The 21,633-nt window shown below is 55.6% G+C and carries 21 protein-coding genes; 15 read left to right on the top strand and 6 right to left on the bottom strand.

The genetic code is table 11. From position 1 onward, the window contains the following. The first annotated feature begins 408 nt into the window (after positions 1 to 408). On the top strand, positions 409 to 2,328 hold the full coding sequence (locus GEI7407_RS12105; protein ID WP_190274134.1) for an HlyD family efflux transporter periplasmic adaptor subunit: 1,920 nt from the start codon (positions 409 to 411) through the stop codon (positions 2,326 to 2,328). 82 nt (positions 2,329 to 2,410) lie between these two features. After that, entirely contained in the window at positions 2,411 to 2,746 is a 336-nt protein-coding gene (locus GEI7407_RS12100) for a HetP family heterocyst commitment protein (protein WP_396229521.1), read from the top strand. A gap of 637 nt (positions 2,747 to 3,383) precedes the next feature. On the opposite strand, the gene tnpA is transcribed toward GEI7407_RS12100, so the two are convergent. Next, a complete protein-coding gene (gene tnpA, locus GEI7407_RS12095; RefSeq protein ID WP_015172468.1) occupies positions 3,384 to 3,794 on the bottom strand; it encodes an IS200/IS605 family transposase in 411 nt (136 codons plus the stop codon). Positions 3,795 to 3,854: 60 nt separating this feature from the next. On the opposite strand from tnpA, the gene GEI7407_RS12090 reads away from it, so the two are divergent. The 6 genes from GEI7407_RS12090 to GEI7407_RS12065 all read left to right on the top strand — a co-directional run bounded on the left by GEI7407_RS12090 (position 3,855) and on the right by GEI7407_RS12065 (position 9,241). Then, complete coding sequence (locus GEI7407_RS12090; RefSeq protein ID WP_015172467.1) at positions 3,855 to 5,087, top strand: RNA-guided endonuclease TnpB family protein; 1,233 nt, start codon at positions 3,855 to 3,857, stop codon at positions 5,085 to 5,087. Between the two features lie 613 nt (positions 5,088 to 5,700). After that, complete coding sequence (locus GEI7407_RS12085; RefSeq protein WP_015172465.1) at positions 5,701 to 6,009, top strand: hypothetical protein; 309 nt, start codon at positions 5,701 to 5,703, stop codon at positions 6,007 to 6,009. 15 nt (positions 6,010 to 6,024) lie between these two features. Further along, positions 6,025 to 6,405, top strand: coding sequence for a hypothetical protein (locus tag GEI7407_RS12080; RefSeq protein WP_223294421.1), 381 nt, complete (start codon positions 6,025 to 6,027; stop codon positions 6,403 to 6,405). A gap of 285 nt (positions 6,406 to 6,690) precedes the next feature. Next, a complete protein-coding gene (locus GEI7407_RS12075; RefSeq protein ID WP_150109786.1) occupies positions 6,691 to 7,521 on the top strand; it encodes a calcium-binding protein in 831 nt (276 codons plus the stop codon). Positions 7,522 to 7,534: 13 nt separating this feature from the next. Further along, positions 7,535 to 8,305 carry a peptidylprolyl isomerase gene (locus GEI7407_RS12070; protein ID WP_015172462.1) on the top strand — a complete coding sequence of 257 codons (771 nt, stop codon included), beginning with the start codon at positions 7,535 to 7,537 and terminating at the stop codon, positions 8,303 to 8,305. Positions 8,306 to 8,338: 33 nt separating this feature from the next. Continuing rightward, complete coding sequence (locus tag GEI7407_RS12065; RefSeq protein ID WP_015172461.1) at positions 8,339 to 9,241, top strand: MvdC/MvdD family ATP grasp protein; 903 nt, start codon at positions 8,339 to 8,341, stop codon at positions 9,239 to 9,241. 85 nt (positions 9,242 to 9,326) lie between these two features. Here the strand turns inward: GEI7407_RS12065 and GEI7407_RS12060 are convergent, their stop codons facing one another. From GEI7407_RS12060 to GEI7407_RS12050, 3 genes are all read right to left on the bottom strand, one after another. Then, positions 9,327 to 9,650 (bottom strand): hypothetical protein, encoded by a 324-nt coding sequence (locus GEI7407_RS12060; protein ID WP_150109785.1) that lies wholly within the window; start codon positions 9,648 to 9,650, stop codon positions 9,327 to 9,329. Positions 9,651 to 10,031: 381 nt separating this feature from the next. Beyond that, positions 10,032 to 11,069 carry a calcium-binding protein gene (locus tag GEI7407_RS12055; protein WP_051030760.1) on the bottom strand — a complete coding sequence of 346 codons (1,038 nt, stop codon included), beginning with the start codon at positions 11,067 to 11,069 and terminating at the stop codon, positions 10,032 to 10,034. A gap of 435 nt (positions 11,070 to 11,504) precedes the next feature. Beyond that, complete coding sequence (locus GEI7407_RS12050; protein WP_015172458.1) at positions 11,505 to 12,305, bottom strand: hypothetical protein; 801 nt, start codon at positions 12,303 to 12,305, stop codon at positions 11,505 to 11,507. 637 nt (positions 12,306 to 12,942) lie between these two features. Between GEI7407_RS12050 and purC the strand changes: the two genes are divergently transcribed. The 7 genes from purC to GEI7407_RS12015 all read left to right on the top strand — a co-directional run bounded on the left by purC (position 12,943) and on the right by GEI7407_RS12015 (position 20,577). After that, positions 12,943 to 13,677, top strand: a complete 735-nt coding sequence (gene purC, locus GEI7407_RS12045) for a phosphoribosylaminoimidazolesuccinocarboxamide synthase (protein WP_015172457.1) — start codon at positions 12,943 to 12,945, stop codon at positions 13,675 to 13,677. 182 nt (positions 13,678 to 13,859) lie between these two features. Continuing rightward, positions 13,860 to 16,238: a BamA/TamA family outer membrane protein gene (locus GEI7407_RS12040; RefSeq protein WP_041268425.1), complete on the top strand. Its 2,379-nt coding sequence runs from the start codon at positions 13,860 to 13,862 to the stop codon at positions 16,236 to 16,238. Positions 16,239 to 16,250: 12 nt separating this feature from the next. Then, positions 16,251 to 17,174, top strand: coding sequence for a UDP-3-O-acyl-N-acetylglucosamine deacetylase (gene lpxC / locus GEI7407_RS12035; protein WP_015172455.1), 924 nt, complete (start codon positions 16,251 to 16,253; stop codon positions 17,172 to 17,174). A 47-nt stretch (positions 17,175 to 17,221) separates the two neighbouring features. Further along, the gene (gene fabZ / locus GEI7407_RS12030; RefSeq protein ID WP_015172454.1) at positions 17,222 to 17,737 is read left to right on the top strand and encodes a 3-hydroxyacyl-ACP dehydratase FabZ; all 516 of its coding nucleotides are present in this window, start codon (positions 17,222 to 17,224) and stop codon (positions 17,735 to 17,737) included. Between the two features lie 47 nt (positions 17,738 to 17,784). Beyond that, positions 17,785 to 18,615, top strand: coding sequence for an acyl-ACP--UDP-N-acetylglucosamine O-acyltransferase (lpxA, locus tag GEI7407_RS12025; protein ID WP_015172453.1), 831 nt, complete (start codon positions 17,785 to 17,787; stop codon positions 18,613 to 18,615). Continuing rightward, entirely contained in the window at positions 18,612 to 19,847 is a 1,236-nt protein-coding gene (lpxB, locus tag GEI7407_RS12020; protein ID WP_015172452.1) for a lipid-A-disaccharide synthase, read from the top strand. The genes lpxA and lpxB overlap by 4 nt, the downstream gene beginning before the upstream one ends. A gap of 97 nt (positions 19,848 to 19,944) precedes the next feature. Beyond that, positions 19,945 to 20,577 (top strand): YdcF family protein, encoded by a 633-nt coding sequence (locus GEI7407_RS12015; protein ID WP_051030759.1) that lies wholly within the window; start codon positions 19,945 to 19,947, stop codon positions 20,575 to 20,577. Positions 20,578 to 20,599: 22 nt separating this feature from the next. Here the strand turns inward: GEI7407_RS12015 and GEI7407_RS12010 are convergent, their stop codons facing one another. Together GEI7407_RS12010 and GEI7407_RS12005 are read right to left on the bottom strand one after the other, a co-directional pair. After that, the gene (locus GEI7407_RS12010; protein WP_015172450.1) at positions 20,600 to 20,899 is read right to left on the bottom strand and encodes a DUF2288 domain-containing protein; all 300 of its coding nucleotides are present in this window, start codon (positions 20,897 to 20,899) and stop codon (positions 20,600 to 20,602) included. Positions 20,900 to 20,989: 90 nt separating this feature from the next. Beyond that, entirely contained in the window at positions 20,990 to 21,628 is a 639-nt protein-coding gene (locus GEI7407_RS12005) for a 1-acyl-sn-glycerol-3-phosphate acyltransferase (protein WP_015172449.1), read from the bottom strand. Between the last annotated feature and the right edge of the window lie 5 nt (positions 21,629 to 21,633).

Here is a 21,633-nt window from a genome sequence, read left to right as displayed (position 1 = left end):
AAATGCGCAAAATTCTACCTTCTTCACGAAATTTAGAGAATAAATTTGCCAGTTTGGCAGTGCGGCTAGCCCAAGGCCGCTAGCATCGAAGTGGCCTGTCTTGCGTGTATTTACGGTTTTTTGCAAAGACTCCTGAGATGGCTCAGTAAAAACGCGTAAAGATGATGCTTTTTGGGATGACTCCTGCTGTTGACACGATGCAAGTTCCCTGGATGAGTTGTTTCCCCGAGCCCCAGGCCCCAACAAGATTTCAAGATCGCTCAGCTGAGACGAGGCATTCTGGGCGGGTGGAGATTGGGATTCAGGGTTGAGCGCTCGGACGTGTGTTCCACACCCGGCAACGGTCGTGATCCAGTCTTTGAGGGACGAAATTAGGTCATGGGTTTTTTGTTAATTCAGAACCGATCGGTGTCCTGTTCTGTACTTTTGCTGCTTTTGGGGGCGGGGCCAGCCCTTGCTGAAACCCCGCGCCCCGGCCAAACCGCAGCCTCTGGCTGTGAGCAGCTGACTTACCAGGTTCAGCCAGGGGACACCTTTGATGCGATCGCCCGCGATCGCGCCCTACCCGTAGCAGCAGTCCTGGCGGCCAACCCCGGCCTGGACCCAGAATCGCTGCAAATCGATCAGACCATTCAGCTGCCGGTGCCGGCAGAGTGTGCGCCCGAGTCGCCAAAGGCGGCGGTCCCAGAGCGCGCCGCGGCTCCTGCGATCGTGGCTCAGCTGGGCGCCACGGTGGCCTCTGCGCTGACGGATCGCCCGGATCTTTGGATCGGGGGCGGGTCGCTGCTGTCGCTGCTGGGACTTGCGTATCTGGGCCAGCGCTGGCGTCGGCGCTGGCTCGGGCCGCTGGTCTCCCGACCGGCTGAGGGAGACTTGGGGCGATCGCCCCTGACGCCCTCTCCTGCGGTTCCTCTCGATTTGCCCCTGGAAATCACCCCCGTTTCGGCTGCGGCCATCGTCGGTGGGGTGGCGATACCCAGTGCACCCAGTCGCCCCGTCGTCCGCCCGCCCGCGATCGCCCCACCGCCTGAGCGGCCCGCCCCTCCTGCCCCGCCAGAGGAGCACTGGTCAGGAGCGCTGCAAAATGTTCTGAACCAGCCCCCCGCCTCCCTTCCCAGTCGCATGATGCTGGGTGGCGTGATGTTTTTTGTGGTCTTTGGCACGTGGGCCTGGTTTGGCCACATCGAAGAGTCGGGGAAAGGCCGGGGGCGCCTGATTCCAGAGGGCGAAGCCTACAAGCTCCACGCCATCGAAATGGGACGCATCGCGCGGCTTGCCGTTCAAGAAGGCCAGAGCGTCAAAAAAGGCGAAATCATCGTCGAGCTCGATACAGAGCTCGCTCAGCAAGACCTGGCGCGGCTCCAGCAGACGCTGATGGCCTACCAAACGGAGCTACTGCAAAAGCAAGGGCTGCGCGAACAAATGGAGTCCGAGGCCCAAAGCCGAGCTCAAATGTCGGCGGCGGACTTGCAGGCTCAGGAAACGTCGCTGCTAGAGGCCCGAAACAGCGCAGAGACATTTCGTCGGCTGCTCGAACAGCTCAAGGGTGATGCGGCCGCCCAGGGCGATCGCCTTGAGCGCTTACAGCCCCTCGCGGATGACGGGGCCATCAGTCGAGAGCACCTCTTTGATCTAGAGCAGTCCCTGCGCGATCGCCGCCGCAGCATTACTCAGAGTCAGGGAGACTTGGCGCGATCGCTTTCGGAGGCCGAGCGCCTAGAGGCCCTGCTGCGCCAAAAACAGGCCGAAGCTCAGGCAGTCCAGGCCGAGGCCCAACAGCGCATCGAAAGCCTGCAAGTGGAGCTGACCCAAATCAAAGCCAAGATGACCGAAACTCAGGGACTCATCACCAGTGCTCAAACCAAGCTCAAGCAGCGCTTTGTGTACGCTCCGATCGACGGAGTCGTGCTGTCCCTCAACGTCGACCATGCGGGAGAAGTGCTGCAACCGGGACAGACGATCGCCGCGATCGCCCCCAGTGACGCTCCCCTGGTGCTCCAAGCGGCTCTCCCAAACCCAGAAGCGGGCTTCGTCAAAATCGGCATGCCCGTCAAAGTCAAAATTGACGCCTACCCCTTCCAAGACTACGGCGTTGTACCAGGACACGTGGTTGCCCTGTCCCCTGACACCAAACAGGACGAACAGATGGGGCCTGTTTACGAAGTCAAAGTCGCCCTCGATCGCAACCACGTCATCGAAGGCGGCCGATCCATCACCTTTAAGCCGGGCCAAACGGCCCAGGCTGACATCGTGATTCGTCGTCGGCGCATTCTCGATATCCTGCTGGATCCGATTCGTCAGCTCCAGCGCGACACCCTATCCCGATAACCGCCTTCTTTGGAGAGAGTTTGAAATGCATCAGCCGTTTTCTGCTGCAAATTCCAGCCTGAATTCAAAAAGACAAAAGGTTATGACACCCGAGCAATTCAATCAAGTGGTTGAGGCGATTTTGTCCGGCAAATATTCTTGGGCTTGCGTCCTAATCTTGCGCTTCGCAGGCTATAACCCGCTGCACTACATCCCCTACCGGACCTACAACCGGCTCATGAAAGAAAACCGGCCCCATGCCCATCGCCCCAACACGCCTCCATCTGCGGGCGATCGCTCCAGAGACCCCAGAAATAGCGACGCCCAGCCTCGCAAAGCAAGCACGATTTCCGACCTTGCCTACCTTGACTCCGTCAAAGGAGAAAGCCTGCCGGTGCGGGGCAGCGGCAGCAATCAGTTTCGAACCCCCTGGGGGTGAGACAGCCGCCCTGGTTGGGCGATCTTTCCTGTCGGGCAGCTGAGTCCCTTGAGCGGGCGATCGCCCAGCAAAATAACCATTAAGCCACAAAGCCTTTAAAACCCCTCTTTAAAGTCAAAAGAGGGGTTTTAATTATGAGATCTAAAACATCTAAAAATATTCAATATGTTTCTCTGATTGCTAGCTGAAACTTCATTAAATCTATTTCTATATAAAAATGGGTTTAAAACTGCCAACATGGCAGACGAACGATAACAGGATTCCATAGGATTTTTTTGTCGAATCGACATGACTTTATCCATTGTAGTTCTCAATGGATTTCGCCAAAATTAGTCCCTCTTGCCTTCTCATTCCCCACCTTCCCAGGGCCATCTGCACCTTTTAGCCTAGATTCGCTTTGCAGGTGGCTGTATGTCTCTAAAATTCAGCGTCTGGGCGCTGCTTTGGAAGCTGCATTACCAACCTCAAAGAGCAATCAAACCCCATGTTGATCCAAGATTTAGCTAGTTCAGCCAGAAGCCTCACGTCCATAATCTCTGATTTGGCGTGAGATGAAGGCGCGTTTATGGCGGAGCGGTCGGTGAACCATGTTTGACGCGAGAGGCGACCAGCACCGCCATAAACCATCTCCTTCGCTTCAGTCCGGAGAGTCTTGCTCCTCAATGTATCGCTTGAGAGTCGAGACCGTAACGCCCCCACAGGATGCAATGAAATAGGAGCCATTCCACAACGCATCTTTGGTATAAAACTCAGAAACCCGCTCCTCAAACTCAGAGCGCAACCTCCGACTCGTCACCGTTTTCAGGTTGTTCACCAACTTACTCAGCTCCAAGCTGGGATGGTACTGAAACAGCAAATGAACGTGATTTTCTTCCCCATTAAACTCAATCACTCGACAGTCCCAGCGCCCTAGAAGATCCTCGAAGATCTCATGCAGTCGCTCCAACATCTCCTTGGTGAACAGCTTTTTTCGATACTTGGTTGTCAGAATCAAGTGAGCCTTTAAGTCCGATACAGAGCGACCTCTAGAGAAGAAATCATTTTTCATCCAGGCCATGACCCTTTAATTGGTGTACAATTAAAAAGTATCACTAATTAAAGCATTCAAGTGAGAACCGCTTACCAGTACCGACTGCGTCCAACCTCCAGTCAAGTCGCCGTGATAAGCGAATGGCTGGAACTCTTGCGCAGACAGTACAACTACCGTCTCGGTGAGCGGTTCTCTTGGTACGAGCAAAACCGCTGTGACATCAACGCTTGCCCGCTAATCTGTCACCTGCCAGAACTGCGAGAGAATCCCGACTTCTACTCCCAGAAACGAGACCTGGTGAACTCCAAAGCTCTGTTTCCGGAGTACCAGCAGATTTATTCTCAAGTGCTGCAAGATTGCATTGGCCGGGTCAAGAAGACCTTTGACCGCTGGCTCAAGGGAGACTGCAACGGCAGTCGAAGCGGTAGACCTCGGTTTAAGGGAGTAGGTCGATATCGCTCCTTCACCTTCCCGCAAGCAAAGCAAGACTGCATTCGGGGCAAACAGATCAATCTCCCCAAGATTGGTTGGGTGAAACTGATCCAGCATCGACCCTTACCAGAAGGGTTCAAGGTCAAGACTGCCACCGTCAGCTACAAAGTCGATGGCTGGTATGTGACTCTGAGCTTGGAAGATGCATCAGTTCCCGTCCTTACTCCCGACATCCCCAATACTGAGAACACGACTGGAATTGATCTGGGCTTGAAGTCGTTTTTGGTGGACGACGCAGGGCAAGAAGAACCCATCCCCCAGCACTACCGCAAAGCAGAGAAGCGTCTGAAGCGGTTGCAGCGGAGTTTATCTCGAAAGAAGAAGGGGTCTAATCGCCGAAAGAAGGCGATTAAACGAGTTTCTAAGGCACACCTGAAAGTCTCGAATCAGCGCAAGGACTTTCACCACAAGGTCGCAAGCAAGCTTTTATCCCAGGGAAAGCATGTTGCTCATGAAAAGCTGAATGTTCGAGGCATTGCCAGAAGCAAGCTGGCGAAGTCAACTCATGATGCTGGCTGGGGCCAGTTCCTGCAAATCTTGGCAGTCAAGGCTGAAAGAGCTGGATTGCTTACGGTTGCAGTGAATCCTAGAGGTACGTCTCAGAACTGCTCTGGCTGCGGAGTCAAGGTACCTAAAACACTTCAGGACAGGATTCACGCCTGTCTTGAGTGTGGACTGACGCTGGACCGTGACCACAATGCAGCGATCAATATCAAGTCTTTGGCGGTAGGGCATTCCGTCAATAAAGCTCAGGAAACGCCCGATGGGTTACCAGGGGTCACTGAGAAGCCTGCACCGTATACGTCAGTATCGGTGTAGGAGTATGTCACTTCATCTTGAAGCGCTGGGCAGAAACTGTAAGGTTTCTGGTGGTGCCTACTCCTATACCTATGCTTATACCGATGCAGGAGCAAACTATAGCTATGCAACGGCTGATGCCTATAGCCTTGGCTATGTCGGGACTGCGGATACCAGCACCTACACCAACGCGACAAAAACGGGTAGCTACTCAGTCAATACTGCGACGGCAGACGCAACGGCCTACGCTCGCAGTCCTATGGGCACTTCCTCGGGGACATCGACGAGTACATCGCTCTATACAAGTACAGGGACTTTTAGCTCTCGAAGGTCATCTGTGAATTTGTCCTACTCGACGAACAATTATCGCTATTCCTGAGGAAAAAAGTCGTGAGAGTACGCCATTTTGGCATCACGTTTTGAAATAAAGCTGTGAAACAAATGGTTGGGCGATCGCCCAACCATTTGTTTTTAGGACTTTTTCTAGGCGAACTTTTTATCTTGAAAATTTCGTTATTGAAAAAGAGTCGAAAGTGCCAGAATGGCAACACGAATAACGGGTTTATTTCTATTCTTAATTCAACAGCTAAAACAAGGCTGTTGCACAACCTAAACCGTTGAAGAGAGAAGTCCAATGAATATTTCTGATCTGAATCACTTGGAAGCTTTGTCGGATGTCAAAGTTGTTGGCGGCACCTACTGGAGCGGTGGCGGCAGCAATATCGACGTTAACATTGACAAGGAAGTCGATATCCATGTTGACGAGTATGTCAATGTTTACAAAGACTTCTGCGTAGATTCTCATGTGGATGGCATCAGCGCCTTCGCAGAAGCAGAAGCTCTCGCCTACGGCTATGACGCCCATGCAGAGTCACTGACCTTCACCTACACCAAAGACGACTTTGCAACTTCTTCGGCCCAATCTATCTCGCTGACCGGCTGATTTTAGATTGCTGTCTTGACTACTGAACGGGGTTTCTGCTTTGTGAAACCTCAAGCTAAACCGTCAAAAAGAGAAGAGGAAAAATCGATGCTTATTTCTGATCTGAGCCATTTGGAAGCTGTGTCGGATATCAAAGTCGTTGGTGGCACCTACTGGGGTGGTGGCGGCAGCAATATCAACGTTAATATTGACAAGGAAGTTGATATTGAAGTCTACGAAAATGTGGAAGTCTACAAAGACTTTTGTGTAGAGTCTTATGTGGATGGCATCAGCGCCTTTGCAGAAGCAGAAGCTCTCGCCTATGGCAATGATGCTCACGCTGAGTCGCTGACCTTCACCTACACCAAGCCTGGTTTTGCGACCTCTTCTGCTCAGTCTATCTCCCTGACCGGCTGATAGAAACTGCTCTGTGATCTGAAGAGAATCACGAGACTGGCTAAACCAAAAAAATGAAATCAATGGAAGTTGCGGCGATTGGGCACGTCAAGGCACTTCCATTGATTCATTTGTGGCGTTTTTAAATTGACTAGGGTGTATTAAAAAGCATTTTTTGTTTCTTTTTTGCCTGAATTGGCTTTTTTGTCGGGTGTATTTTGAGAGATTAATTGCCATGGTCTTTGAGAAAACCTTTGTTTAGAAGAGTGATGTGTGATGGTGATTTTCAAGCTTTCTGATTTCCCCATGCAAATGAGTGCAAATGCTTTTCAAGCGGGTGGGACGCGCGCTTCGAGCAGTTCCACTGCCTACGTCAATAGCCAAGGAGCAGGGGGCCAGAGCCGATCGACGGCTTCGTCTCCTCTGGGAACGGTTGTCCGATTTGATGAAATTTTTAAGCCTGGGGCAACTTCTAGTAGCGCTTCGGGGACGGCGATCGCCTCGACGACGCAGCTGCCGATCGCCACGGTCCAGGTGAAGGCCCCTGCCGATCCTCCGGACGATTTGCCTGCGGCTGAGCCCCCTGCTCCCGAAACCTCTCCGACGGTCTCGCCAACGCTGCCGACGCTGCTCCACCTTGCCCTGGACTCGGCTAAGGCTGGCCTGACGATCTCAGCAGGTGAGGGAGATCAAGTCTTGGAGGGAACGGCTGAGGGCGATGATCTGCGCGGCGGTCCGGGAGCCGATCGGCTGATCGGTGGCGAAGGTTCTGATCTGCTGGTGGGCGGCCTAGGAGAGGATCAGCTCACGGGTGGTCCAGGGGCCGATCTCTTTGTCTGGCAGCGATCGGACTTGGCGCTGGCTGAATCAGGAGATGTGATTGTAGATTTTGATGCGGCTCAGGGCGATCGCATTGGTCTGGTGGGGTTGACCTTTGAGGAGCTGTCCCTAGAAGTGCTCGACACCAATCAAGATGGCCTAGCGGACGCGACCCGAGTCGCGGTTGGGGCTGTCGATGGTCTGTCTGCTGCTCTGGGTGTGGTCTCTGGAACCGTGGATGCAGCGGGTGCTTCCACGCTGACCGCGAGCAGTTTTGTTAGTTTGCCGGCTGATTTTGGAGCGATCGCAAGCGTCTGAGAGGAAAAAGATGATGGGCATGATGACGGGCGTTTCCCTCGAGGCTGAGGAAATCCTGCAGTATCTCAAAACTGAGATGCGTTTCAAGGAGATATATCAGAAGGTGCTCTGCCGTCAGATAGTGTTGCAAACGGCCCAAGAGCGCGGAGTGGCTGTTTCGCCGACGGACGTGCAGCAGGAAGCAGACCGACTGCGCCGAGAGCTACGCCTAGAGAAGGCGGCCGATACTCTGGCTTGGCTGGCGGAGCAAATGATCACGCCGGAAGAGTGGGAGATTGGTATCAGCGATCGCCTCTTGACCCGCAAACTCGCCGAGACGCTCTACGACACGGAAGCTGAGGCCTACTTTGCCCAAAATCGCCTCGACTACGAGCGCATCATGCTCTATCAGATCATCGTTCCCTACGCTGAGCTAGCCCGCGAAATCTTCTATCAAATCGAAGAAGAAGAAATCAGTTTTTATGAGGCGGCTCACCTCTACGACATTGATGAGGCGCGGCGGTGCCGGTGCGGCTACGAAGGCAAAATTTACCGCTGGAGCCTGAAGCCGGATATTGCAGCCGCGATTTTTGGCGTGAGCGTGGGTGAGATTGCGGGGCCGGTCCAAACTGATCAGGGGTTTCATCTGCTGCGGGTCGAAGAGCTAATCGTGCCAGAGCTCACGCCCGAGGTGCGCAAGGAAATCGTCGATCGCCTCTTTGGGGAATGGCTCAAGGGCGAACTCAACTACCTGCTGCACCACACCCCCCGCCCCGAGGCCAGCGGTGTCGCCCTCGAAAGCTGAGCCCGCCGCTGACTCCCTTTTCGAACGTAAAACATGAAAATTTTGGTGTTGGGATGCCCGGAAGAAGCCCACGCCCGCCACATGGGCCAGGCGCTGCGGGCTGCGGGAGCATCGGTCAACTATCTCGATACAACCCAGTTTCCCGCGCGGCTGCGCTTGTCTTGGTGTCCTCAGACGGCTGAGGGCACCCTTTGCTTTGAGTCGGGCGATCGCCTTTCTCTGCGAGACATTCACAGCGTTTTTTGGCGCAGCTTGGGAGAACCGGCCATTGCGCCGCTAGACCCAGCCCTCCAGCCTGTGGCGAGACAGGACGCCGCCAGCTTGCTGCGATCGCTGATCAGAGCCTGTCCCGCTCGCTGGGTCAACTCCTGGCGGGCCTACGACTTCCACAAAGAGAAACCCCGCCAACTCCAGCGGGTCCACGCCCTGGGCATTCCCATTCCCGAGACCCTCGTCACCAATGACCCCCAGGAAGTCCTGGCCTTCGCCCAAAGGCGCGATCGCCTGATTTTCAAGCCGGTCTACGGTGGTGCCCACACTCGCCAGTTGACCCCTGAGCACCTCGACGCGGCGCGACTGCGGCACGTGCTGGGCCTAGCGCCGGTCACCCTCCAGACCTACATCCCCGGCACCAACCTCCGGACCTACGTCGTGGAGGATGCGGTATACGCCGCCGAAATTCGCTCTGCTGCCCTCGACTTTCGCGAAGATGCCCAGGCCGAGCTCATTCCCGTTGCCCTGCCCGAGGCGGCTCAGCGCCAGTGCGTTGCGATCGCCCGCGCCCTCGGCCTCACCTGGACCGCCATCGACTGGCGCCAGCCCCCCGACGGTGACTGGGTCTTCCTAGAAGCCAATCCCAGCCCCATGTTTCTGTTTTTTGAGCAGCGGACCGGCTACCCCATTACCCAGGCCCTCGTCGAGACCCTCACCCGCTAGATTTCTGCCGCCCCCGCCAAGAAAACGGCTTCTCGATGACCGAGAAGCCGCAGGCGGGACTTAAAAGCTGACTCAACAAGGGACGTTAGGCTAGCTCATAACCGGGCCAGCAGCCGCCTTCCTCGCCCAGTGCCAGAGTCGTCATCTCCGGCGGGTCTATCACAATGGGCGGCTTGATCGGATGATAGGCCGGTGGTTTCACGGGCCCAGGGCAAATAGGTGTGGGCTTCGGCGGTTCCCAGTCGATGGGATCTGGGAAGCAACTGCCCCCCTCTTCGCCCAAAGCCAGGGTCGTGTAATAGGTTAATCCGCCGCCAACTTGAGCGGCTTCGGCCTCAGAAATGGCTTCAGAAAAGTCGAGTTCTTCGGGGCAAGCCTGCTGAGGAAATAATTCAAAAGGGTGCATCACAGTGAACTCCTCGCGGATATTTCAGATGAGTGAACGTGATACGGCAGGGGGCAAAAACTCGCTCGGCGGCTCAGGGAATGTCACAGAACGACTAAGGATTACCTGACCGGGATCTAAAAACAGATTGGCAAGCGGGTTAGATAATCCTAAAAAACTGCGAAAAAAAAGGGCGATCGCCTTTAAAGTCCCTCAAAAGTTCTAAAAATAGAAGTTTTTTGGGAGATCCTGAAAAAGACGATCGCTTCTCAATCAGCCCTGAACGCGTAAGCAAATCTTAAAAAGAATTTCTCGCACCATGTTGCCACTCTGGCATTTCGGTAAACATAAAAAATTCCGGCATTACACCGGAATCATGGCTGTAGAAACCCGGCTCCAATCCACCTAAGCAAACACGATAGATCCAGAATTCAGTAGATTAGTGGGCGTGATGTTCAAAACGCGACCAATCAAATCGCCGTTGTAGAAGATTTGTGTTTCTGTGCCGCTGATGCCAAACCCGTAGGCCATCATATTGCTGCCGTTGAGCTGAATCTTGTCGCTTCCAGCCTGAAAATCCACAATCAGCGCAAAATCCCCGGTTCCGGCTGCATCGTAGAAAACCGTCGTGCTGTTGCCCAGCACGAAGACATCAGCACCCGCTCCAGTGGTCGAACCCGGCACATCCCCGTAGAGAAGATCAATTTCAAAGTCCCCTGTAGCCCCGGCTCCTTGGACAGTATCGGCTCCTCGTCCCCCCACAACTGTGTCATTGCCGCTGCCGCCGATCAAAACGTCGGTGCCGTCTTGGCCGTCCACCAGATCGTTGCCGCCGCTGCCATCAAGGGTGTCGTTACCGCTCGCTGCCAAAAAGCTCTGAGGCAAGCCAGTCGTGGCGTTAATGACAACATAGCCGCCGTATAGGCTGTCGTTGCCATTGCCGCCAAAAAGACTGTCGTTACCACCCTGAAACAATGTGGTGCCGGGGATGTAGACGCCGTCGCCGACAAGGACGTCGATGCCGCCGCCTGCGGTCAAGCTGTCATTTCCTAGGCCGCCGTCAAGGGTGTTGTTGCCGCTGGTGTCGATCAGCTCATCATCCCCAGTTTCGCCGACAGAGACATCGTTGCCGATGCTGCCGAGGAGTTGATCATTGCCGGAGCCGCCCAGAAGCGTGTCATTGCCAGAACCGCCTAGGAGTGTGTCAAGACCAGCGTCCCCGAAAAGCAAGTCCGCATCGCTGCCGCCGTCGACGAGGTCGTCGCCGTTCCCGCCAAAGATCGTGTCTAGGCCGCGATCGCCAAAGATCTGGTCATTGCCTTCTTCTCCGCGCAGCTCATCGTTACCGCTGTCGCCTTTAATAAAGTCGTCGCCGCCAGCACCAAAAACCGTATCATTGCCTTCCCCTGCGTAGATAATATCGGCATCTATTGTGGAAGCCAATGCACTGGTTAAAGAGATTAAGTCTGCGCTAAAAGTACCTCTGACTAAAGCCATGATGAACAACTCCTAGCTTAAAAAATGAGTTCATGCTAGGGATACTATAGAAACTCGCTAAAAAGCTTGTGGGCCAAAATGGCAGTTTTTTGATATCAAATTTTAATTAATTTTGTTCTTTGCCAAAAATGAAAGATAGCTTAGTGATTTTGTGCTTCTTTGGTTGCAAATTTAACTTAGAGAGTTTCAATAATGCTTTCTTGAATAAATGAAAATATCGAACTTCGTTAATCCATAAAAATCAATAATTTCTCTTAGAAAAATTCTATTTTTGATTGACTGAATTGGCAAAAAAGTTATTAAATCTAGAATGCAAATGAATTTATAAAGAATAAAAAGCTCAGGATTTAATGCCTGAGCTTTTTATTTGCAATCTCGAAATTAGTTGAAATTTTGGCGTTTTTTTGATGCTTTTTGAAGAGCTGAAACTCCAGTCAATCCACCAAAAACCAAAAAGGCGATCGCCGACCCGGGTTCCGGAGCTTTAGCGAGAGCGGTATTGCTTTTGACCTCGACCAGGCGAAGCTGAGTACGACTCGCAAAGGTTTGCCCAAACGACCCGAGAACCAAACCAGACAGAACCTCTGAAGTTCCACCCGTGTTGAAGGAGATAGAAGAGGCGTCGCCTAGAACAATATTTTCACTGCTGTCAAGAGAAACAAAATCCGTTCCCGTTGTCTTTAGGCCGCCTGAGAAGCTAAAGAAAGCAATGGGGTTTGGGGAGCTATCAGCTTCCAAAAAGAAAGAGATGGATCCCAGGGATTCTACGTATTCCTGAACTGGATTATCAATTTGGGTGAGCAAGTCGAGACTGGCAAAAAAGTCAAAACCGAAGCTTTGACCTGCCTCAACCCAGAAGTTTCCCAAGACTGAAGCCGTGCTATTGGCAAGACCGAAGTAATTTTTGCCCTGACCAAAAGCTTCACTGTTTGTGGAGTTGGAGGAGAAAAGAGACTCATTGCTGAAAGTGGCATCTGCGTCTGCGATCGCCCCATTAGAGCCACCTTCTCTAGCGATCGAAAAGGTATCAGTATTAACATCCGTTTGGAAATCCGATGCAGACTGATTGTATCGAATCAGGACATTGCCGATAGAGCTAGAAAAAGTTGCAGCCTCTCCAGGAAGAGCTGTGAGTAAAGTACCTAAAGTAACGGAACTGAACGCAGCAAAAAATAGCTTCATGGTGTTGAAGAGGGAAGGAAATTCTCAGTGGCCCAAAACGTGGCAATAGTCAGGCCTTCCAGTCAAAATCAAGTCGAATTTGGAAAACTGTAAGGCTCAAAGAAGAAGTCTAAATTGAGATCAATCCTATGTAGATTTCACCAGAAAATTATAAAGACCAGTTAAATATATCCGTGCACTTGATAAATTTTTGAAGATTTAAATGAATCAAGATTAATCGAGAAAATTCAATAAGAATGAATAACAGAGGCGATCTTTCAGAGTTCTTGCGGTTGCTTGATGAGAAGCTAATGAAGCAATGATTAAGCTCTTAACAAGAGTATAAAGCTTGAATAAGGAAAGAAAGTGATTTTCAAAAAATTAGTGAATTCTCAAAAACGCAATCAATTGAAGTCAATCCTTGTTTGCTGTCTGAGTGCTCTTCCGTAAAAGGCAATGTCTGCGATCGCTCACTCAACAGCCTCCATCTGGCCCCAGAGCCCGCTGTCCCAGAACTTCCTTCGCGGGCTAAAATGGCCTTCTTGGGATTCTCCCGGCCAAAGCATCGCTGCAAGCTCACCGCTAAGGCAATGGGTCGCTGCCTAGGTGGCAGTCTTGGCTTGGGACAATCCTCGATCACCCTCCTAACAGCGAAAACATGTCTGGCCTCGAAAAGCGCTACGAAGGTAAAGCCAAGATTCTGTACGCCACAGATGACCCCGATATTTTGCTCACCCACTATAAGGATGACGCCACGGCCTTCAATGCTCAAAAGCGAGGCAGCATTGCGGGCAAAGGAGAGATTAACTGCCGCGTCGCTGCTCACCTGTTCAAGGTTCTCGAAACCCAGGGAGTCCCCACCCACTTCATCGACTGCCCTACCCCCAACCAGATGCGCGTACGCGCCGTGACCATCGTGCCCATCGAGGTCGTGGTCAGGAACATTGCGGCTGGCAGTCTCTGTCAACAGACGGGACTGGAACTGGGGACCGCGATCGCCCCTCCCCTCGTCGAGTTTTATTACAAAAACGATGACCTGGGAGACCCGATGCTCACGGTTGACCGGCTACTGCTGATGAAGCTAGCCACGCCCGCTCAAGTCGATCAGCTGCGAGCCATGGCCCTCAAGGTGAATGAAGTTCTCATCGACTTCTTTCAGCGGTGCAATATTACCCTTGTGGACTTCAAGCTGGAGTTTGGTCTCCGCCCTGATGGCACGATGCTGCTCGCAGACGAAATCAGTCCGGACACCTGCCGACTGTGGGACCAAGGTGAAACTGACCCCAATCTGCGGGTAATGGACAAAGACCGCTTTCGGCGAGATTTGGGCAACGTAGAACATGCCTATCAGCGTGTGCTAGAGCGCGTTCTGGCCCAAACCGCCGAGACTTAGGTCTGTCAATGCGGTAGAATTTGCCCGTTTGCTCGACGTGCTCTCACTTTGCGCGATCGCGCAGAGTCCACAGTGCGACCCGTGCAGGGGTTTCTTCTTGCCTGACTTCTGAACAGATCCTCTTTCTCGTGCCTGCCAAGGGCAGGTCATGGTGTGTGGACGTGCCAAGTAACGTGAACAAAATGCGATTTTCTCCTGCTCTGATGGCGGTTTTTGCGGCTTCCGCCACTTTGGGTTTCTCCAATCCTGCCCGTGGACAAACCGTTGATGCTGAATCTAGCGTCGTCGTTGAAACCAGCCAGACGGAAGGGGCCTCCTCCGAAGCGGATTTGTCGCTTCTGGAAACCCCGAGCCCTGAAGTTTTGCCGGTGGAGCCCGAAAGCGCCCCTGCTGCCTCGCTGGTCCTTGAGCCCGATGCGGCAGATGTAGCCCCACAGAGCGATCGCTTTGAGGCGTTCCAAATCAGCCGCAACGCCGATCTTCAGCTGTTTACTGGCAGTGAGCTGGCTCAGGCAGGCTCCCCACCCCCAGGCACCCAAGGCCCCGACCAAGAAACCCCCAATCAAATCGAATTTGAGGTGTCGCCGGACGGCTCAGAACCTCAGATCGAGATTTCGCCGGAGCTCCAGCGGCGATCGCCCGCTGACGAAGAAATACCTCCCGAAGGCGAAATGGCCCCCGAAGGTGAGATGGCTCCCGAAGGCGAAAGCCCCACGCCTGACGCCGCTGGCGAGACAACCGACACCCCCGCCCAGGAGACCGAAGCGCGCGTCTTGATCAGCGAGCTAGACGTCCGAGGCGTCGCCGGTAATCCTGCCGAAGCAGAATTGCTAGATGCCATCTACAGCGCAGCGCGCACCACGCCCGGCCGCCCGACCACCCAGTCCCAGCTCCAGGAAGACGTCAACGCCATTTTCCGGACGGGCTATTTTTCCAACGTCACCTACGAACCCGAAAACACTCCCCTAGGCGTGCGGGTGACCTTTGTGGTGCAGCCCAACCCCATCTTGCGTCAGGTCACCGTCACAGGCGACGAGGTTTTGCCCGACGATGTCGTCAACGAAGCCTTCGAAGAGCAGTACGGCGAAATCCTCAACTTCCGAGATTTGCAGCGCGGTATCCAGCAGGTCAACGACTGGTACCAAGAAAATGGTTACGTGCTGGCCCAGGTGATTGATGCGCCCGAAGTCAGCCAAGACGGCGTTGTGACCCTCGAAGTCGCCGAAGGTGAAATCGAAGATGTCCAAGTGCGCTTTTTGAGCGAAGATGGCGAACTGACGGACGAGAACGACGAGCCCATCAAGGGCAAGACGCGCCCCTTCATCATCACGCGCGAACTTCAGCTTGAGCCCGGCAAGACCTTCAACCGGACCCAGGTAGAGGAGGATTTGCGCCGAGTCTTTGGCCTCGGCATCTTTGAGGACGTGCGCCTCTCCCTCGAGCCCGGCCAAGACCCCCGCAAGGTAGTCGTGGTGGTCAACGTGATCGAGCGAGACACCGGCTCCATCGCCGCCGGGGCGGGCTTTAGCTCTGCCAGCGGCCTGTTTGGTTCGGTAAGCTACCAAGAACAAAACCTGGGCGGCAACAACCAGAAGCTAGGGGCTGAGGTCCAGGTGGGCGTTCGTGAGCTGCTATTTGACGTCAACTTCACCGATCCCTGGATTGCGGGCGACCCCTACCGCACCTCGTACACGGTCAACGCGTTCCGTCGGCGATCGATTTCGCTGATTTTTGACGGCGGCGAAAATGAGGTGACGTTGCCCAACGAAGACCGGCCTCGGGTGACGAGAACCGGTGGCGGTATCAGCTTTACCCGGCCTCTCGATGATGGCTGGACCCTGTCCTTGGGAGGCCAGTACCAGCGGGTGTCCCTGCGCGATGCGGATGGCGACCTGAGCTTTGTAGACGAGCTGGGGAATGTTCTGAGCTTTGATGATGACGGCACAGACGATATTTTGTCGGTGCAGTTTGGGGGGGTGCGCGATCGCCGAAACGACCGGATTCGTCCCACCCAGGGCTCCCTGCTGCGCCTAGGCGTCGAGCAAACGGTTCCCTTGGGCGGCATCCTCTTTAACCGCCTGCGGGGCAGCTATAGCTACTACATGCCGGTGCGCTTCACCAACTTCACCGAAGGCTGCCGCCAAGAAGACTCGACTCCCAACGATTGTCCCCAAGCTCTGGCCTTTAACGTCCAGGCCGGAACGGTTCTGGGAGATCTGCCGCCCTATGAAGCTTTCTCTTTGGGAGGCAGCAGCTCGGTGCGGGGCTATGGCGAGGGCGAACTGGGTAGTGGCCGCAGCTTTGTGCAGGCCAGCGCAGAGTACCGCTTCCCGCTGTTCTCCTTCATTGGGGGCGCGCTGTTTGCGGACTTTGGCTCGGATCTGGGAACGGGTGACAATGTGCCCGGTAGACCCGCAGAGGTCCGCGGCAAGCCGGGTAGCGGCTTTGGCGTTGGGGCTGGGGTGCGCATTCAGTCGCCTCTGGGACCGATTCGTATTGACTATGCGGTCAATGACGACGGTGATAGCCGCATCCACTTTGGTATTGGCGAGCGTTTCTAGGTAATCCACAGAATGTCAGGAGCTACGGACAATTTTCCGGTATCTGCACCCGACGTTCCGGGGCGATCGCAGTTTGGGGTATCTACCGCTGCCGCTCAGCAAACGCTGGCCCAGCCCGTCCGTCAAATTGGGGTTGGGCTGCACAGCGGGGCTCGGGTAGAGGTGCGGCTCTTGCCTGCGGCCGCGGATACGGGTCGAATATTTGTGCGGACGGATTTGCCCGCAGCGCCGACTGTGGCCGCGACGATCGGAGCGGTCAGCCAGACGACGCTTTCTACGGAGCTGCAGCACGGCGAGGCCAAGGTGCGCACGGTGGAGCACCTCCTCGCGACGCTGCAAGGATTTGGCGTTGACAATGTGCGCATCGAAATCGACGGCCCTGAGGTGCCGCTCCTAGACGGTTCGGCCAAGGAGTGGGCAGAGGCGATCGCCCAGGTGGGGGTTGTGGCTCAGTCAGCGCCCAGGGCCTCCCAGCCTGCGCTGACTCGACCCTTGTGGGTCTATCAGGGCGACGCCTTTGTCGCAGCGCTGCCAGCCTCCGAGCTGCGCTTTACCTACGGCATTGAATTTGAGCTGCCCGCCATCGGCACCCAGTGGCACAGCTGGCAGCCGGCCCGAGAGCCCTTCGGCAGCGCGATCGCCCCGGCGCGGACCTTTGCCCTCGCCCACCAAATCGATCAGCTCCGGGCCGCCGGACTGATTCGCGGCGGCAGCCTCGAAAATGCCTTAGTTTGCGGTCCAGACGGATGGATCAATCCTCCGCTGCGATTTTCAAATGAGCCAGCGCGTCATAAACTTTTAGACTTAGTAGGGGATTTAAGTTTATTGGGAACGCTGCCGACCGCTCATTTTTTGGCCTACAAAGCCAGTCACTTTTTGCACACGCAACTCACTCGGCTTCTGGCACAGCGAGGGTGCCAGTCACCCCAGGCTTGAAAACGTCGCCCGATTACCCTTTCGCACAGTCATCAAGAAGTTAACCCATGTCCACGCTAATTGACGTACACGCCGACAATACCGCCAGTGAAGTTCAGGTCCGCTCTCAGCCGACCCCGTCTGCGCCCGCGATTTTGGCGGCCGAGGATATCCAAAAGCTGCTGCCCCATCGCTATCCTTTTGCGCTGGTCGATCGAATCATCGAATATGTTCCGGGTGAGCGGGCGGTTGGTATCAAAAACGTGACGTTCAACGAGCCCCACTTCCAGGGACATTTTCCGGGACGGCCCATCATGCCGGGCGTTCTGATCGTCGAAGCCATGGCCCAAGTGGGTGGGGTTGTGCTGACCCAGATGGCCGATATGGAGGGCGGACTGTTTCTGTTTGCCGGCATTGACAAGGTGCGTTTTCGTCGGCCTGTGGTGCCCGGCGATCAGCTGGTCATGACCGTGGAACTGCTGTGCGTGAAGCGCCGTCGTTTTGGAAAGATGCAGGGACGTGCTGAAGTGAACGGTCAGATCGCGGCAGAAGGCGAGCTGATGTTCTCCTTGGTCACCGACTAGCTGCCCCTCCTACCACGAGTTGGGACGCAATCCCTGGAGTGAATCCCTTGACAACCTTAATTCATCCGACTGCGGTGATTCATCCCGCTGCCGAGGTGCACCCTACTGCGCAGATCGGCGCCTATGCCGTGATTGGTCCACGGGTCAAAATCGGTCCTGAAACGACGGTTGGAGCCCATGTGGTGATCGACGGCTGGACGGAAATCGGTGCCCGCAACCATATTTTTCCTGGGGCTGCCATTGGTCTGGAGCCCCAGGATCTGAAGTACGACGGCTCTATAAGCCTGGTGCGGATTGGGGATGACAACCGAATTCGCGAATACGTCACGATCAATCGCGCAACGCGAGCCGACGAAGCAACGCTGATTGGCAACGGCAATCTGCTGATGGCCTATGTCCATGTGGCGCACAACTGTGTCTTGGAAGACAACATTGTGATCGCCAACTCGGTGGCTTTAGCAGGCCATGTTCATATTGAGTCGCGGGCTGTGATTGGCGGTGTGTTGGGAGTGCACCAGTTCGTCCACATTGGCCGGTTGGCAATGGTGGGCGGCATGAGCCGGATCGATCGCGATGTACCGCCTTACATGTTGGTGGAGGGCAATCCGTCTCGGGTGCGATCGCTCAATCAGGTAGGCCTCAAGCGGGCTGGCCTGGTCGATGGAGACGGAGGTCGCACCTTCCAGTCCCTCAAAAAGGCCTACCGGCTTTTGTATCGCTCGGGGCTGACGCTCAATGAGGCGCTAGAGCGCCTTGATCTGCTGCCTGAAAGTGAGCCTTTGGCGAATCTGCGCCGATTTTTGGTGGCGTCTCAGCAGCCCGACCGCCGGGGGCTGATTCCGGGGCGGCGGCGATCGAGTGGCCGGGAGGAAGCGTGACGGCGTTGGAGAAGCCCAAAAATGGGTCGGGTCAGTCTGCTGAGCGCACTTATCAAATATTTATTAGTACAGGTGAGGTCTCAGGAGACTTGCAGGGCGGCCTGTTAGTCGAGGCTCTGTACCGCCGAGCCGCAGCTCGCAAGATTGCCATCGAGGTGTTTGCGCTGGGCGGCGATCGCATGGCGCAAGCTGGCGCAGAGCTCCTGGGAAACACGAGCGCGATCGGCTCGGTGGGGATTCTGGAGTCTGTGCCCTATGTGATTCCGACGCTGCTCCTCCAGCGGCGCGCCCGCCGTGTGCTGCAGCAGCGATCGCCGGATGTGGCTGTTTTGATCGACTATCTAGGCCCCAACCTGGGCATCGGGCGCTACCTCCAGCAGCAGTGGTCCCAGGTGCCGCTGGTGTACTACATCGCTCCCCAAGAGTGGGTGTGGTCCTTTGGGTCGCGCAACACCGCCACGATCGTCCAAATGACGAAGCGTCTGCTGGCGATTTTCCCGGAGGAAGCGCGCTATTTTGCGGAGCAGGGCGCAGATGTGACCTTTGTGGGCCACCCGCTGGTGGATCGCGTCCGGTCGGCCCCGAGCCGAGCCGCTGCGCGCGCCAGTCTAGGCATCGGGGAAACCGAAACGGCGATCGCGCTTTTCCCGGCTTCCCGGCGCCAGGAGATTCAGTATCTGCTGCCGGTGATGTTTGAGGCGGCGCAGCAAATCCAAAAGCGGCTGCCCCAAGCGCGCTTTTGGATTCCGCTGTCCCTGGAGACCTATCGGCCCGCTATCGAGGCCGCCATCAAGCGCTATGGCCTCGCGGCGACGATCGTCTCGGGCCAGAGTCAGGCGATCGCCGCCGCTGCCGATCTGGCCCTGACCAAGTCCGGCACGGTCAATCTCGAGCTGGCTCTGCTGAAGATTCCCCAGGTGGTTCTCTATCGCGTCAGCCCTCTGACGGCCTGGATTGCTCAGCACGTGCTGAAGTTTTCGATTCCTTTCATGTCGCCGCCCAACCTAGTGGCGATGCGATCGATCGTGCCCGAGTTTCTCCAGCACGAAGCGACCCCCCACAATGTTGCCGAGGCCGGGCTCGAGCTGCTGCTCAATGCAGAGCGCCGCGCCCAGATGCTGGCAGACTACGACGCCATGCGCGCAGTGCTGGGTAGCGAGGGAGTCTGCGATCGCGCTGCGGAGGAAATCTTGTCCCTCCTGCCGAACCAAAAGGCGATCGCCAGCGAATAAACTTCTGAAGCTCTGCGGATCAGATAGAAGCCCAGCAGAAAATTGCTGTAAACTTCGTGTGCAGCCTTGCCCGAGAATGAGCAGCCTTGATCAACGCATGCAGCTAAAGACTTCTCCCCACCCGCGCTCCAGAAAGCGGCCTGCGCGTGTTCGCCCTAAGCGGCGATCGCGCTTGGCCCTGATTTTGCCTTTGCTGTGTCTGAGCCTCTGGGTGGGGTATCGCAAAACCCAAGCGCTCTTGCTGCGACCGGATGCCATGCTGGTTTTGGGTGGCTCCCCGGATCGAGAAGTCTTCGCAGCAGAGTTTGCCCGTCAGCATCCCCACTTGGACATTTGGGTTTCGTCGGGCAGCAACCCTGAATATGCGGAATGGGTGTTTGATCAGGCGGGCATTTCGCCAGAGCGGATTCACCTGGACTACCAGGCCGTTGACACGGTCAGCAACTTCACGACCTTGGTCGATGAGCTACAGGCGCGCAAAATCGATAGCGTCTATCTCATCACCTCTGAGGACCACATGCGTCGCGCTCAGGTGATTGGTGAAATTATCTTGGGAAGCCGCAACATCAGCTTCAAGCCGATCGCCGTCCCCTCGACCCGCGAACCCGAGCCCATCGAGAAAGCGGTGCGAGACGGGGCCCGAGCGGTGCTTTGGCTCGCGACAGGCCGGACCGGCACCACCCTCAGCCGCTGGCTACCGCCCAAAACCCAGCTGCCGCCCGACAGCTAGCGATACAAGGCGATCGCAATTCCTAGGCTTCAGGAGCAATTTCCTTGATCAGGACGTAGGGCGCCACAATCAGAGACGTAAATTTCCGGGTGTCGTCTTGGTTCCAGAAGGACAGCTGCTCCGCAGACGGTTTGGCGATCAGCTGCTCCGTGATCCAGCGCTGGACGGCCTGGACGTTGTCATTGGCGATCGCGACCCCCACCTCCAGAATGTCCAGCTCAGACGACACCAAAATGATTGCGTCGCGCTGGGCATGGGGCTTGAGCCAATCCCATTCTGCTTCGGCCAGGTTGTCTGCTAACTGGGTTTTCAAGTCTTCCATCGTTCTACCTTGCCCCTCAGGGGGCCTCTAGATTGGCTGTCAGGCTTCAGTGAGTGGCTCTAAATTGCAGACTTCGGCCCACAGGCTCCCCTACCGCCCAAGATCGTGCATCTCTGTAATCACCTGAGCGCACTGCTGCGTCACTGCGTCCAGGGCTTCTCGCTTGGTGCTGGGCGGGGGCGGTATCAAAGAGCCAATGCGAATGGTGATCGGGACAGGCTGCGGGAGCGCTGAGCCTTTGCGGAGAATCTTTTCTGTGCCCCACAGGCTCACCGGCAAAAGCGGTACCTGAGCCTTGGCCGCAATCAGCGCCGCCCCCAGCTTGGGCTCGTGAATTTGGCCATCTTCGGTGCGCGTCCCCTCCAGAAAGACCCCCGTTGCCCAGCCCTGCTCGAGGGACTGTATGGCCGCGCGAATCGCAGCGCGATCGCCTGCTCCGCGCTTCACTGGATAGGCCCCATACAGAGAAATCGCCTGCTTCAAGACAGGGACCTCGAAGAGCTCTTCCTTGGCCATGTAGGCCACAGGCCGCCGGACTGCACAAGAGAGCAACGGCGGATCAAAGTAGCTAGCGTGATTGCTGACTGCTACAAACGCCCCTGTCTTCGGTACGTGATTGACGCCATACACCCGACCCCGCAAATACACGCTCAAAACAGGGCTAACCACTGACCACTTGAACAAGTGATAGAGCAGTAGGCTAGCTAAAGGTTCGCGGCTTCGGCCCATGGGAA

Origin of the sequence: Geitlerinema sp. PCC 7407, from assembly GCF_000317045.1 — a bacterium.
In the GTDB taxonomy this organism is placed as follows: domain Bacteria; phylum Cyanobacteriota; class Cyanobacteriia; order PCC-7407; family PCC-7407; genus PCC-7407.
Note: the sequence above shows the minus strand (reverse complement) of the source record. Positions and strands in the feature narration are given on the sequence as shown.